Source organism: Pantoea alfalfae (assembly GCF_019880205.1).
In the GTDB taxonomy this organism is placed as follows: Bacteria; Pseudomonadota; Gammaproteobacteria; order Enterobacterales; family Enterobacteriaceae; genus Pantoea; species Pantoea alfalfae.
On record NZ_CP082292.1, the window covers coordinates 27,091 to 40,302 of the forward strand.

11 protein-coding genes are annotated in these 13,212 nt (G+C 55.2%); 5 read left to right on the plus strand and 6 right to left on the minus strand.

Annotated features, from left to right (window positions below):
- Window positions 1-148: 148 nt before the first annotated feature.
- Together K6R05_RS00130 and K6R05_RS00135 are read left to right on the plus strand one after the other, a co-directional pair.
- Complete coding sequence (locus tag K6R05_RS00130) at window positions 149-778, plus strand: autotransporter (protein WP_237566694.1); 630 nt, start codon at window positions 149-151, stop codon at window positions 776-778.
- Window positions 779-852: 74 nt separating this feature from the next.
- Window positions 853-1,524: a hypothetical protein gene (locus tag K6R05_RS00135; RefSeq protein ID WP_222924802.1), complete on the plus strand. Its 672-nt coding sequence runs from the start codon at window positions 853-855 to the stop codon at window positions 1,522-1,524.
- A 147-nt stretch (window positions 1,525-1,671) separates the two neighbouring features.
- Here K6R05_RS00135 and K6R05_RS00140 read toward each other — a convergent pair whose 3' ends face one another.
- Entirely contained in the window at window positions 1,672-2,331 is a 660-nt protein-coding gene (locus K6R05_RS00140; RefSeq protein ID WP_222924803.1) for a DUF2931 family protein, read from the minus strand.
- The gene (locus K6R05_RS00145) at window positions 2,322-4,196 is read right to left on the minus strand and encodes a type VI secretion system family protein (RefSeq protein WP_222924804.1); all 1,875 of its coding nucleotides are present in this window, start codon (window positions 4,194-4,196) and stop codon (window positions 2,322-2,324) included. The genes K6R05_RS00140 and K6R05_RS00145 overlap by 10 nt, the downstream gene beginning before the upstream one ends.
- A 448-nt stretch (window positions 4,197-4,644) precedes the next feature.
- Between K6R05_RS00145 and dnaT the strand changes: the two genes are divergently transcribed.
- The 3 genes from dnaT (at window position 4,645) to K6R05_RS00160 (ending at window position 7,254) form a co-directional block, all read left to right on the plus strand.
- Entirely contained in the window at window positions 4,645-5,181 is a 537-nt protein-coding gene (dnaT, locus tag K6R05_RS00150; protein WP_135907382.1) for a primosomal protein DnaT, read from the plus strand.
- Entirely contained in the window at window positions 5,181-5,921 is a 741-nt protein-coding gene (gene dnaC / locus K6R05_RS00155) for a replicative helicase loader DnaC (protein WP_222925442.1), read from the plus strand. The genes dnaT and dnaC overlap by 1 nt, the downstream gene beginning before the upstream one ends.
- A 199-nt stretch (window positions 5,922-6,120) precedes the next feature.
- Entirely contained in the window at window positions 6,121-7,254 is a 1,134-nt protein-coding gene (locus K6R05_RS00160) for an ROK family transcriptional regulator (protein WP_222924805.1), read from the plus strand.
- A 27-nt stretch (window positions 7,255-7,281) separates the two neighbouring features.
- Here K6R05_RS00160 and K6R05_RS00165 read toward each other — a convergent pair whose 3' ends face one another.
- The 4 genes from K6R05_RS00165 to K6R05_RS00180 all read right to left on the minus strand — a co-directional run bounded on the left by K6R05_RS00165 (window position 7,282) and on the right by K6R05_RS00180 (window position 13,209).
- Entirely contained in the window at window positions 7,282-8,733 is a 1,452-nt protein-coding gene (locus K6R05_RS00165; RefSeq protein WP_222924806.1) for a sugar porter family MFS transporter, read from the minus strand.
- Between the two features lie 506 nt (window positions 8,734-9,239).
- On the minus strand, window positions 9,240-10,418 hold the full coding sequence (gene xylR / locus K6R05_RS00170) for a D-xylose utilization transcriptional activator XylR (protein WP_161733279.1): 1,179 nt from the start codon (window positions 10,416-10,418) through the stop codon (window positions 9,240-9,242).
- 93 nt (window positions 10,419-10,511) lie between these two features.
- A complete protein-coding gene (xylH, locus tag K6R05_RS00175; RefSeq protein WP_222924807.1) occupies window positions 10,512-11,696 on the minus strand; it encodes a xylose ABC transporter permease XylH in 1,185 nt (394 codons plus the stop codon).
- Window positions 11,689-13,209 (minus strand): xylose ABC transporter ATP-binding protein, encoded by a 1,521-nt coding sequence (locus K6R05_RS00180; protein ID WP_161733283.1) that lies wholly within the window; start codon window positions 13,207-13,209, stop codon window positions 11,689-11,691. The genes xylH and K6R05_RS00180 overlap by 8 nt, the downstream gene beginning before the upstream one ends.
- Window positions 13,210-13,212 lie beyond the last annotated feature (3 nt).

The following is a 13,212-nucleotide window of genomic DNA, read 5'->3' on the forward strand; positions in this document are numbered from 1 at the left end:
ATAGTTAAACGATCACCGGTTAAATAACAGAGACGGCCCGAAAAATTCATTAAGACGCCGGATAATAACTTCAGCCTGGCCTGGAGATGCGATGTTGCCGAGAAGCGGTTGGAAAGGTCTGCGGACCTGCTGTGCTGTAGGGCTGTTAATGTTAACGCAACCGACGTTTGCCCGCGGCGGCATTTCTGCGCCTCAGCATGCTGACTTTCTGCCCGACTACGACACAATTCTGGCGGAGAAGATCGCCCTGACGCCACTTGCTTTCAGCGATGAGAGCCGCGCCCTGTTTGAAGCTGCGATTAATTCTCCCACTGCTTCCCCCATCGCTCTGCACAGTGAAACCGGTAGCGTAGGCACTACGCCGCTGGGTAAACGCTATCGGGCGGGCGTTAACCTGCCGATTGCGCCGTCATTCACCACCGGTCCGGTGGCGCAGTATGCGGTCGATCCCCAGCAGATGAACTGTCTGCAATGTGACTACAGCGATCAGCAGAGCCGTGAGCAGAGCGCCAGCGTCGGATGGCGCATTGATTCGCAGCAGGGATGGATATCGCCCTGGGCGCAACTGAGTTACCACTATCTGATGGCGGATACGCCGCAGACCCCCCGGCGCGAGGCGGCGAATGGCTCGGATCAGTCTGACGGTATTGATTTAAGCATCGGTGCACAAATGCCACTGAACGATAAACTGGCGGCTTTCGCGTCATTTTCACAAAGCGAAGCGCTGAACAACGACGAGCAGCAACTTTACACCTTTGGCTTTAGCGCCAGCTTCTAGCGGGGCATGAAAAGAGAAAGAGAATCGGGCGTTTAAAATATAATGAGTCCGCTAATCATTATACTGGTAACAAAATGCGCAACGATTTGACTATTATTGGCCGTGAAATGACGGTCTTCATACTGGCAGCACTCTTCCTCGCTCTGATGATATTGCCCATCTATATTGATGTGGCCTGGATGAATGATGCGCTGCACGAAACTTCTTTTACTGAAACCACCCAGGAAATCATGCTGGCGGTGATTGCCGCCCTGTTCTTTATTGCGGCCCAGCGCCGTCCGGCTCAGCGCGGCGCGCTGACCTTAGTGGCGGGCTTCTATAGCTGTATGCTGATCCGTGAGCTCGACTTTGTGTTTGATGCCATCCAGCATGGCAGCTGGATCTGGTTCGCCCTGGCGGTGACGGCCGGTTGCCTGGCCGTCGCGCTGCGGACGCCGAAAAAAACCCTGCATGCGCTGGCCAGGCTGCTGCAACACCGCAGCTGGCCGGTGATGGCCTCCGGCTTTTTAGTGGTGCTGGTCTTCTCACGACTGTTTGGTATTCATGCGTTGTGGCAGCACCTGATGCTGGGCGATTACAACCGCGTGGTGAAAAACATGGCCGAAGAGGGGACCGAGCTTCTGGGATACAGCCTCTGCTGGCTCGCCTCGGTGCGCTATTTATGGCAGACCCGTCCGATCGCCGCTGTCAGTGCGACCCAACCCGCCGCTGCCCGTCATACTACGTCTCCGATAACCTCTCACTGACCGCGGTCGTGCTTTTTTTGGCGATCCGACCAGGGAAAGGAGATTTTGGCAATTCCTGATTATAAACCGTTCTTGTATTGATGCTTTTTAATTCACAGGTATGCTCTAAAGGATTCTGAGGAAATCCTTTAGAGCTTAACGTTATGATTACCATTTACCGTAAGGGTATTTTTTTCCCTTGATAAAGGCAGGCGTGTCTCCATAGTATTTATATCCATTTGGATGTTTGGTTATCCCTTTACAGATATCCAGTTTATCCCCCGATAAAGTTTTCAGGACTGACGGCGTGATGCGATAGTTAGGCTCCGCATTGATCCCCTGCAGCCAGACAGCTACCTTTCCCTCGGGAGCCAGACCAATCTGTACTCTGTTGTAATATGCCGTTCTCCCCCAATAGTCTTTCTGCTCAGCCGGCCTGATCATTTTATCCAGTACGGGTTTAGGTATAGTCAGAGTGGTCTGGTACACCTTTTTATCGATAATCGAGTCCCAGCAGAAAATAATATGCCTTGGCGGATGCTCAACGTGATTCCAGTAGCCACCAGAAGCACGATCATTGTCATTCCACTGTCCGATAACCCCTGGCAGAGCAGATGTACGGTTCAGGGTATTAAATTCATAAACTTTATCATCGGCGTCCTGAACTACTGCGTACGTCACCAATGCCGGTAGTGCTTTTGGGGTGAAAAAATCAAAGGTCCATTCTGTCGGCTCATCGTTCTGAGGAGCACCAGTTGTGTGTGCTTCTCCCTGACAACCAGTCAATGCGAGAATGGTAAAAAGCCCTGCCATGCCTTTTATTTCCATATTTTATTTCCTTCCATATCGTAAACCGTACGCTGCCAGCGCTCGTCTGGCCGGTTAGTAAAGGTCACAAGCTTTGCCGGTCTGACTGCACCACTGATCATTCCCTGATTATTCCTCACCACACCGTTCCAGTTGGCTGAACAGTGAATATATTTTTCGGCCAGCATCAGGATTTCGGAAGTTGTAAAGCCCTGTACAGATTGACTATTCCGGACTGCACGTCCCATGACAATTGCTTTTTCACTCAATGCGTTCATTTCTGCCCCCAGCGCGAAATCAGGATTAGTCTCATCGACAGGCTCAAACACCACACCGGCATCCTGTGCCGCATCAAGCATCACCCGTAGCACCACCTTCGACCAGTCGTTACGTGTTAGCCTGTCAATAACCAGCGCCGCACCACTGCGCTTTTGTAGTATTCCGTAGCGATCGGCTGGCATTCTGTCGTCATGCCAGACATCTGCACTTACCTTCACTGCATTCAGCAGCGGCGCTATCGCTGGATAGCCATCCATCGTTTTAAGCTGCGCGCAGGTCTGCTGATAAATCCGCGTTTCTGTATCGGGAGTAGAGAGTGGTACGGTTTCAAACTCCGGCCGGGTAAGGAAACAGGCTTCGCGTTCCTCCGGGTTGTAACCTCCGCCAATGTCTGAGTGCGCACCCGGCAGAGCCAGCTCCGGCCATGCCGGTTTGAGGCTGTTTAGCGCAAAGTTAAACCGGCATTCGTGTTGCGCGGTGATATGAAATACCTTTTCCGCCACGCCCGGACGCAGCACCAGGTTAACCTCACCCGTATCTGCACTGTGCGGGTTTAGGCCATTGACTGGCGTTCCGATGGCAGCTACGGTATCAAATATTCCCAGAAATCGGGTTTTACCGCCGGGCGTGCCAGAGAACTCAACATCACCCAGCCCGATCTTAATTGCCGAGACAATGGTGCTGTCCTGGCTGAATATCCGGTTGGCAAAATGCCGCGCCGCTGCGGCTCCACGGCTGAAGCCAAAAATATCAAACTGCAGCTCTTTGATGACACAGGTTCGCGCAGCGGCGTGTCTGTTGAAATACCCTTGAATAGCGGCAGCCAGTATGGCAACAGCTTTATCTGTTTTTCTCACTACACCGGTATCGCCCCGGCCGGTACCCATCCCGTAAGTGCTGTCGCCCGTGCCGTCCTCCGTACCGATACCTTCGATATAAATGGCATACTGACCGGTTCCCGTATCGGGCCTCACATCCGGGCTATACAGCGTATTAAGCCAGTATATGTTGCTGTAATATCCCAGATAGCTTCCAGCTGCAGTACCGCTGACTCCACGATTCAGTCTCAGGCACTGCTCTAATCCAGACGTAGCCTCCGCATCATTCATCCCAAAATGTTCACCGGAACAAGCGGCCTGCCGGTCGCCGCTGTTATTCGCATTGTTGCCCGTCCCATCGAAAAACACACCGATGGTGAGCGTGATTTCCCGTTTCTTCTTCGCTGCCTGTGCACGCTGTTCAGGCTCAGACTGCTGTGCTTTTCTCTCCGCAGCTTCAGCCCGTTCGGCCGCACGGCCGGCATTGCTGTCGATCTCGTAAGTGTGTGTGCTGACAGAGGGAATAAACCGGGCACGACAGGGACAGGAGCTGTAACTGTGAAGTGAACCCGCCCACTCCTTCAGGACACCGTTCACCTCATAGGTGTCCCCCATACCGCCACAGACGCGAAAGCGTCCTTCATGCTTACCGCATGTCACCGGATCGCCCGTCCGTACTTGCTGACGCTCAATGCCGCCGATGATGTAGGTGTCATCAGATGCACCGCTTAGAATCCGTCCGCCGCAAGTGGTTTTATCCAGGTGATACAAAAAAAATCCTTCAGTCATAATCCCTCATGAACTTTGTGGCTATAAAGTAAGCGCATCATACCTCATTCATGACTTAACCCAAATATCAGGCTCCTGTCTGCCACTAAAGCATGCTCAGGCAGCAATCTTATCCGCCGTTTGCCGTGCACCAGAATCCTGAGCTGGAGGACGTACAGGATTCTCTGATGCACTTAATGATCGACCTTTTGCTCTGTTACCTTCCCAGCCTGTATCTCCGTTAAATTCCCTGATTTGACACTGGCAGCACTTCAGCCATTTCTTGTGCGACAACCCGGTCATCCGGTTGATAATCAGGTTATTGGTGGTAGTCATCATCACATCGCTATCTGGCTCTTTGCTTACGGCCCTTTTTAAGCGATCCGCACCCTCAAAACAGGTACAATAAACACTTCTGCGTCGGCGACAGGTTCCCGGCGCAAGGTGTTCGTTAACCTCAGGTCTTTTCATGTCAGCTAAAATCTTAACTTCAACGCTCATTGGCCTGGATGCCTTCCGACAGGATCCGCTGACTGCCCTGCAGCAGGCGGAAAAGGGCACGCTGGCGGTGTTAGATAATTATGCGCCGGTGATGTACGCCATCACGCCGGCGCGTCTGGCTGAACTGCTGGCGCTGGAAGCCGCCGCCCGTCAGCCGAATGATGTCGCACTGGATGACAGCCTCTATGACGATGCGCCCGCCGCAATCCACACGCCAGCAGGTAAATTTGTCATGTATCCGGGCTGGCAGCCGGATGCCGACTTTACGCGTCAGGCCGCCATCTGGGGCGTGGCGCTGAGTGAACCGGTGACGCCCGGCGAGCTGGCGGCCTTTGTGGCCTACTGGCAGGCGGAAGGCCGGATGTTCCATCATGTGCAGTGGCAACAGAAGCTGGCGCGCAGCATTCAGATGAACCGCGCCGCAAACGGCGGGCAACCGAAGCGTGATATCACGCAGTTGCCTGATCCAGACCGTACCATTCCCGATGGTTTCCGAGGTGAATGATGAAAACGCCAGATGATCTCTTTAACCGTCTGAAAAGAATGATGCCTGCGGGCACCCGTCCTAAATTTGCCAATGGCGAAGAGCTGCTGGCGTGGAATCAGGAGCAGGGTCGTCTGCGGTCAGAGGCCATTGTGCGTGAGAACCGCGCAATGAAGATGCAGCGCGTGATGGGCCGTTCCGGCATTCGCGAGCTGCACATGAACTGCTCGTTTGATAATTACCGGGTCGAGAACGAGGGACAGCGCAAAGCGCTGGAGCTGGCACGTCAGTACGCCGCTGAGTTTGATGGCAACATCGCCAGTTTTGTCTTTTCCGGGCGTCCTGGCACCGGTAAAAACCACCTGGCCGCTGCGATTGGTAATGACCTGATCCTGCGCGGTAAAAGCGTGCTGATCGTGACGGTCGCCGATCTGATGTCGAGCATGAAGGGCACCTTCAGCGGCAGCAGCGGCATTACCGAAGAGCGACTGATTCAGGATCTCAGCAGTGTTGATCTGCTGGTGATTGATGAGATCGGTATGCAGAGCGAGTCACGCTACGAAAAAGTGATTATCAACCAGATTGTCGATCGCCGTTCTTCATCGAAACGCCCGACCGGCATGTTATCCAACCTCGACCATGCAGGCATGAATGCGCTGCTGGGCGAGCGCGTCATGGACCGTATGCGCCTGGGCAACAGCCTGTGGGTGCGTTTCGACTGGGAAAGCTATCGCAGTCGGGTGCGCGGCGACGAGTATTAAACAGAGGCTACGCCGGGTCATTGCGCTAATGAGGCCGCCGGTACAGCAGAAAACCCGGCGTTAATCCGGCGATCTGATCGCCGTCACGATCTCAGCCACATCCGATCGGGTTGTGTGAAACAGCCCGCAAAAGTGTGGCATGAAGAATACGCCGGGGCTGATACACTCAATTCTAACTCCTCTGTTGGGTGAATCCGTGATGAAAACGAACGGCAAAGGCCCCGCACTATTGCGACTCAATAACCAGAAACGGGTGATGGCTCAGCTGCGTAAGCTGCGCGTGACGTCCCGTCAGGATCTTGCGGAGGCGCTGACCCTCAGCAAAAACACGGTCTCATTAATCATTGATGACCTGCTGGAGCAGGGTCTGATAGAGGAACTGGGGCCGGTCAGCGCCGCAGCAGCCGGACGGCCTAAAATCGGGATCACCCTGCGGCCGGAAAAGCTTAAGAGCGCAGGCGTCATGGTGGAACGCAACGTGATCCACTGGCGCGTCTGCGACTACTTTTCACAGGTGCTGGCAGAAGCGACGCTGCGCACCGATACCAGTCACCCGACTCGCCTGCTGGCTGAACTGGCTATGCTGTGCCGGGAACTCACAGAACGTTATCCCGACCTGCTCGGTATTGGCCTTGGCTTCCCCGGCATCGTCGATCCCCGGCGCGGCTGGATGCATATTTCATTGCCGCTGGAATGGCAGGATGTTGACCTGCTGACCACGTTGCGCAAGCACGTCCGTCTGCCCATCCTCATTATGAATAATGTTAAAGCTGCTGCGCTACTGGCTGTCGAGCAAAGTGGATTATCGCCGGAGAGCGGTCATTTTTATCTGCGTATTTCCGAGGGGATTGGCGGCGCTCTGGTACAACAGGGGCAGGTATTTACCGGACATAGCTGGACGGCGGGCGAAGCAGGACATCTGGTTGTCCAGCCTGGAGGGCCACGCTGCAGCTGCGGCCGCCGGGGGTGTCTGGAAGCGCTGGTCAGCAAGCCCACGGTGAATCAGCAGCTGGCGCAGCGTCAGCCGGGCCTGAGCTGGCAGAACCGCGACAGCGCTCCGCGCGTGGTGGATGAGGTGATGACGCAGGCGGGTGGCTATCTTGGCGCGGCGCTGAGTCAGATTATGCTGCTGCTCAATCCCGCCACCATCATCATTGATTGTCCGTGGAACGTCAGTGAGCGCTTCTGCAAGGCGGTGCGCGATACAGCACACGGCAACGCGCTGGCCTTCACCGCCGCGCACACTCAGCTGCACTTCCCGGAAACCCGGATTGACCCGGCTAACGGGCTGGCGCTGGCGGTGCTGGAACAGAGTGAGCAGCGGGTGGGGTGAGCGTGCCCCCACAGACTGCCCTCTTCTTTATGATCGCGTCTCACTGACCGGTGCATCTGTCCGTTCGCCCACCTCACGCGGGTCAACATTAAACTTCTCCAGCACACGCGCGTGAATTTTCTCCAGCGGCATCCCAGCCGTTTCCGGCAGATAGCGGAAAGTGAAGAAGTACATAGCCAGTGAAAAAAGCGCAAACAGTAACAGCGGGAAGCCACCGTGGAAAATCTCAAGCAGAAAAGCATTACTGTTCAGAATCGGGAATGTGGTGCTGATGACAAAATTGGCCATCGACATGGCGCAAATGGAGATGCCGACACAGATTGAGCGGATTTCTGTCGGAAACAGCTCGCCCAATACGGTCCAGACAATCTGTCCCCAGGTCATGCCAAAGAAAACCATATAGGCAAACAGTCCCACCACCGCCAGCAAGCCGGGCAAACGGTAATAGAAAGCAATAAAGGTATAGGCAAGGAAAACGGCAGAGGTAATCGCCCCCAGCAGTAACAGCTTACGGCGCCCGACTTTATCAATCAGCGCCATACCCATCAGCACACCCGCAAACTGACATACGGAAAGCCAGAAGGTCTGGAGCAGCGCCGAATCCGTGCTGCCGGACACATTTTTCAACAACGTTGGCCCGAAATACTGAATCACATTGATGCCGCTAATCTGATTGCCGACGGCCAGTCCAACACCAATGATGAGCAACGGCACCGTGGTTTTGTTCAGGCGGAATCGGGATTTATGGCGAGTCGCCGCCTCATCAGAGAAAGAGTGTTTAATTTCATTGAAAACGGTGCGGGCATGGACCGGGTCAGAGATTTTGCTCAGCGTATCCAGTGCTTCTTTATCTTTGCCTTTCAGAACGTTCCAGCGCGGTGATTCCGGTATAAAAGCAATGAAAAAGATAAACAGCGCACAGGGCACCAGCGCGGTTGCCAGGATATAGCGCCAGCCTGTATCGACCATCATCTCTGGCAGCATCGATTTATTAATAAAGTAGTTGGTGAGCAGAACCACTGATTGCCCACCGACGCAGCACACCGCATAGAGCGCGCTGGTGCGACCGCGATACTTCGACGGTGAAAGCTCCGCCAGATAGATTGGCGAGATCACCGAGGCCAGCCCAATGGCTAATCCGCCAAGAATACGAAAGGCGACAAAGGTGAAGAAGTTATGGGCGATGGCAGTCCCCACCACCGAGGCAGTAAACAATAGCGCCGTGATAGCGAGCGATTTTTTGCGGCCAAATTTATCGCTCAGCTTTGGCGCAATAAAGCAGCCAACCAGACTGCCAAGCAGGATATTAGACACTGCCCAGCCGGTTTCTGCCGGGGTCAGCTGGAAATAGTCACTAAGCGGCTCAATAGCGCCAGAGATAATCGACGAGTCATAGCCCATCAGCAGGCCACCAAAAGCGGCGACGGTGCAACAGAGCAGGACATATTTCATGTTGTAACGTTTTTGCCGGGTTTCCATTTTTACAGGCTCCTTTTCTCTACTGCCTGAACCGCATCGGTTCAGTAACAGGAGGCGTGACAGGTCAGAGGTTCAGGAATTTCAGCGAGCAGACACCCGTGAAATATATTTTCTAAATGGGGAAATTTGGATTAATTCTTTCGAAAGTGTGAGGCAGGTTGGAAAAAATTATAAACTTGCTGAGTGATAATCCTTAATAAAGATCATATTAATCAATGAGGTAAAAGATAACCCGGGCGATGAGGTTTTTCCATCAAGGGTAAACACCTGATGACAGAAGAAATATCGTCTGAAGCGGTCCGTCTGGGACTGATAAAATATCCCGCCAGCCCTCTGCCTTAAATGCTGATTTTTAAGCTCTAAATCTAATGAGGCTGGGCCGTTCCGGCTGGCAGATTAAGCCTGCGAAGATGGCCTCTGAACTGACAGCGAGGCATCAGGATGAAATATAATTTTCATCCTGCCCATTACATGAAAATCCGGGCGTTCTTTACTCCGGTCTGTCGTTAAAGCAGGTTTTCCCCAAAGTGCTGCCGATATTCTTTCGGCGTGGTGTCGTAGCTTTTGCGGAAGACTGAGTAGAAGTATTGCAACGAAGGATAGCCGCACATCTGCGAGATCTCGTTGATGTTGAGCGACGAGGAAGCCAGCAGTTCGCGGGCTTTTTCCAGCTTTTCGCGATGGATCATTGCATGAAGGGTGTCGCCGGTCTCATCCCTGAAGCGTTTTTCAAGATTAGAGCGTGACAGCCCGACCGCATCCAGCACCTGCTCCACTTTAATCCCCTTACAGGCGTTGAAACGGATGTAGTGCATCGCCTGAATCACTGCCGGATCGCGCAGAGAACGGAAGTCAGTCGAGCGCCGGGCGATGACTTTTACGGGCGGCACCAGAATGCGCTGTAGTGGCAGGGGCTGCTTATCCAGCAGCCGATGCAGCAGTTTGGCCGCCTGATAGCCCATCTGTCGTGAGCCCTGTGCCACGGACGAGAGCGCCACGCGTGACAGATAGCGGGTCAGCTCCTCATTATCAATCCCGATCACCGTAAGCTTCTCCGGCACCGGTATTTTCAGATGTTCGCACGCCTGAAGCAGGTGTCGCGCCCGTGAATCCGTGACGGCGATAATGCCGGTTTGCGGCGGCAGCGTCTGCAGCCAGTCGGCGAGACGGTTCTGGGCGTGCTGCCAGTTTTCCGGCGCGGTTTCCATGCCCTGATAGACTACGCCCTGATAACGCTCGCGCCCCACCAACTGACGGAACGCCTGTTCCCGCTCCTGTGCCCAGCGCTTGCCACTGGAGGCCGGTAAACCATAAAAGGCAAAGCGGTTAATGCCCTTCTCTTTCAGATGCAGAAAGGCTTTCTCCACCAGTGCGGCGTTATCCGTGGCGATGTAATGCACGGGTGGATAATCCTCCTGCCGATGGTAAGAACCGCCAACGCCGACAATCGGCACAGAGACATTCGACAGCAGGCTTTCGATGGAGCGATCGTCATAATCGGCGATCACGCCATCGCCCAGCCACTCACGGATATTGTCGATGCGACAGCGGAAATCTTCTTCAATGAAGATATCCCAGTCAGTCTGCGACGCCTGCAGATACTCTCCGACGCCCTCAACAACCTGGCGGTCATACACTTTATTGGCGTTAAACAGCAGTGTAATGCGATAGCGTTTATCATGCATGGTGGCGCGTTCCCTTAAATCCTCAGCGCATTGCATAACACGGCTGAAAGGGGCAAAAAAATTGTTTGCGCCACAATGTGATCGCCCGCGCGATTACACCCGACGCCGCGTTGCGGTATCCATCCACACCGCCAGCAGCAGAATCGCGCCTTTAACGATGTACTGCCAGAAAGTCGGCACATCCATCATGCTCATGCCGTTATCCAGCGAGGCCATGATAAAGGCACCCATTACCGCGCCCGCCACCGACCCCACACCACCCGCCAGGCTGGTGCCGCCGATCACGCAGGCGGCAATCGCGTCGAGTTCTGCGATGTTACCCGCCGATGGCGAACCGGCGCCCAGCCTTGAACTCAGGATCAGCCCGGCAATCGCCACCATCACACCGTTGATGGCAAACACCGCCAGTTTGGTGCGCGCCACGTTAATGCCTGACAGCCGCGCAGCATCAATGTTGCCCCCGATGGCGTAGATACGACGGCCAAATGCGGTGCGGGTGGCCATGAACATGCCCGCCAGCAACAGTACGGCCAGCAGTAACACCGGCGTCGGTACGCCGCGATAGTCGTTGAGCAACCAGATAGCACCGAGCACTAAGATGGCGGTGATCGCCTGACGCCCTACGGTGCTGCTGGCTGGGCCCTGCGGCAGTCCGAGCTGCTGACGACGCAGACGCAGACGCCACTGCCACAGCATAAACAGCGCCAGACCGGCAACGCCAAAGCCGAAACCGACGCCGCCCGGCAGATAACTCTGTCCAATCTGCGACATGCCCGGCGTGATGGGCGCAACCGTAGTGCCGTCGGTAATTCCGACCAGAATGCCGCGGAACGCCAGCATTCCCGCCAGCGTGACGATAAACGACGGCACTTTACGGTAGGCCACCCACCAGCCATTCCAGGTACCGAGCAATAGCCCCATCACCAGCGTCACCACGATGGTCAGGGGCAACGGCCAGCCGAGCCAGACGTCGAATATCGCCGCCGCGCCGCCCAGTAGCCCCATCATGGAGCCGACTGACAGGTCGATCTCCGCCGAGATAATCACAAACACCATGCCCACCGCCAGGATGCCGGTAATGGCGGTCTGACGCAGCAGGTTAGAAACGTTACGCGCGCTGAGCCACGCGCCGTCGGTGGTCCAGGTAAAGAACAGCGCAATCAGCACAATCGCGCCCAGCATCACCAGAACCTGCAGATTAGGCAGTGTGAACCTGCCCGGTGAGGGTTTGCCCGGCGTGCCGGAGAGGCGGCTTTGGGTACGTTCACTTTTAAGCATAATGTTCACTCCGCAGGGCAGCTTCCATCACCTGCTCCTGAGTCAGGTTATCGTTAATCAAGTCGGCTTTGATCTGCCCTTCATGCATCACCAGCACCCGATCGCTCAGGCCCAGCACTTCCGGCAGCTCAGAGGAAATCACAATCACCGCGATACCCTGCTGAACCAGCGCATTGATCAGCAGGTAGATCTCCTGACGTGCGCCCACATCAATGCCGCGCGTCGGTTCATCGAGGATCAGGATTTTTGGATTGAGCAGCAGACATTTCGCCAGAATTGCTTTCTGCTGGTTGCCGCCGCTTAAACGGCCAATCGGCAGTTCTGATGAGGAGGTTTTCACCCGCAGGCGGGTGATCGCGTCGTTGATCGCCTGCTGCTCCTGCGCTTCATCCAGCGTTGAGAGTCGGTGGCTGAACTGGTCCAGCGCCGCCAGGGTGATATTTTTGCCCACCGCCATCAGCGGCACGATGCCATCCTTTTTGCGATCTTCGGGCACCATCGCGATACCGTGCGCAATGGCAGCGCGGCAATCGGTGATGCTGACCTGCTGGCCATTGATCCAGATATCACCCTGCCAGCGTCCTGGCCAGACGCCAAACAGACACTGCACCGTTTCGGTCCTGCCTGCGCCCACCAGCCCGGCGATACCCAGAATCTCACCGCGTCTGAGCGTGAACGAGACATTGTTAACGCGGCGGATGTGGCGGTTAACCGGATGCCAGGCGGTGAGGTTATCGACTTTCAGTATCACATCGCCAACCTGATGCGGCGCGTGAGGATAGAGCGCGGTCAGCTCGCGTCCGACCATCATGGTGATGATGTCATCTTCGCTCAGACCCGCCGCCGGACGGGTCGCGATATGCTGGCCGTCACGGATCACGCAGATGGTGTCAGAGATCGCCTTTACCTCATTCAGCTTGTGGGAGATGTAGATGCAGGCGATGCCGTGTTCACGCAGATTACGGATGATACCCAGCAGCACATCCGTCTCCTGCTCCGTCAGCGATGAGGTCGGCTCATCCAGAATCAATAGCCGGACCTGTTTGTTGAGGGCGCGGGCGATCTCTACCAGCTGCTGCTGGCCCAGGCCTAACTCACCGACCCGGGTCGCGGGAGAGACGTTCAGCCCGACCCGCGCCAGCAGCTGCTGACAGCGCAGGGTCATGGTTTCATCATCCACCATGCCGAAACGGCTCAGTTCAGCACCAAGGAAGATGTTCTCCATCACGGTGAGTTGCCGCACCAGCGCCAGCTCCTGATGAATAATCACAATGCCTTTACGTTCGGTGTCGCGAATGGTCTGCGCCTGAATCTCGTCGCCAGAGAAGTGAATCTTCCCTTCAAAATCACCGTGCGGATAGAGTCCGCACAGGATTTTCATCAGCGTCGATTTGCCCGATCCATTCTCACCGCACAGCGACATCACTTCACCTGCCTCAAGTTGCAGGCTGACATCATTCAGCGCTTTCACAGCACCGAAACGCTTGGTGATGTTTTTCATTTCCAGCAGCATCGA

What these genes read in the sequence shown, in the direction of transcription:
- K6R05_RS00145 (WP_222924804.1), bottom strand. Translation starts at nt 4,196, where the DNA reads ATGACTGAAGGATTTTTTTTGTATCACCTGGATAAAACCACTTGCGGC.
- xylH (WP_222924807.1), bottom strand. Translation starts at nt 11,696, where the DNA reads ATGCTTAAAAGTGAACGTACCCAAAGCCGCCTCTCCGGCACGCCGGGC.
- K6R05_RS00160 (WP_222924805.1), top strand. Translation starts at nt 6,121, where the DNA reads ATGAAAACGAACGGCAAAGGCCCCGCACTATTGCGACTCAATAACCAG.
- dnaT (WP_135907382.1), top strand. Translation starts at nt 4,645, where the DNA reads ATGTCAGCTAAAATCTTAACTTCAACGCTCATTGGCCTGGATGCCTTC.
- xylR (WP_161733279.1), bottom strand. Translation starts at nt 10,418, where the DNA reads ATGCATGATAAACGCTATCGCATTACACTGCTGTTTAACGCCAATAAA.
- K6R05_RS00180 (WP_161733283.1), bottom strand. Translation starts at nt 13,209, where the DNA reads ATGCTGCTGGAAATGAAAAACATCACCAAGCGTTTCGGTGCTGTGAAA.
- K6R05_RS00130 (WP_237566694.1), top strand. Translation starts at nt 149, where the DNA reads ATGTTAACGCAACCGACGTTTGCCCGCGGCGGCATTTCTGCGCCTCAG.
- K6R05_RS00135 (WP_222924802.1), top strand. Translation starts at nt 853, where the DNA reads ATGCGCAACGATTTGACTATTATTGGCCGTGAAATGACGGTCTTCATA.
- K6R05_RS00165 (WP_222924806.1), bottom strand. Translation starts at nt 8,733, where the DNA reads ATGGAAACCCGGCAAAAACGTTACAACATGAAATATGTCCTGCTCTGT.
- dnaC (WP_222925442.1), top strand. Translation starts at nt 5,181, where the DNA reads ATGAAAACGCCAGATGATCTCTTTAACCGTCTGAAAAGAATGATGCCT.
- K6R05_RS00140 (WP_222924803.1), bottom strand. Translation starts at nt 2,331, where the DNA reads ATGGAAATAAAAGGCATGGCAGGGCTTTTTACCATTCTCGCATTGACT.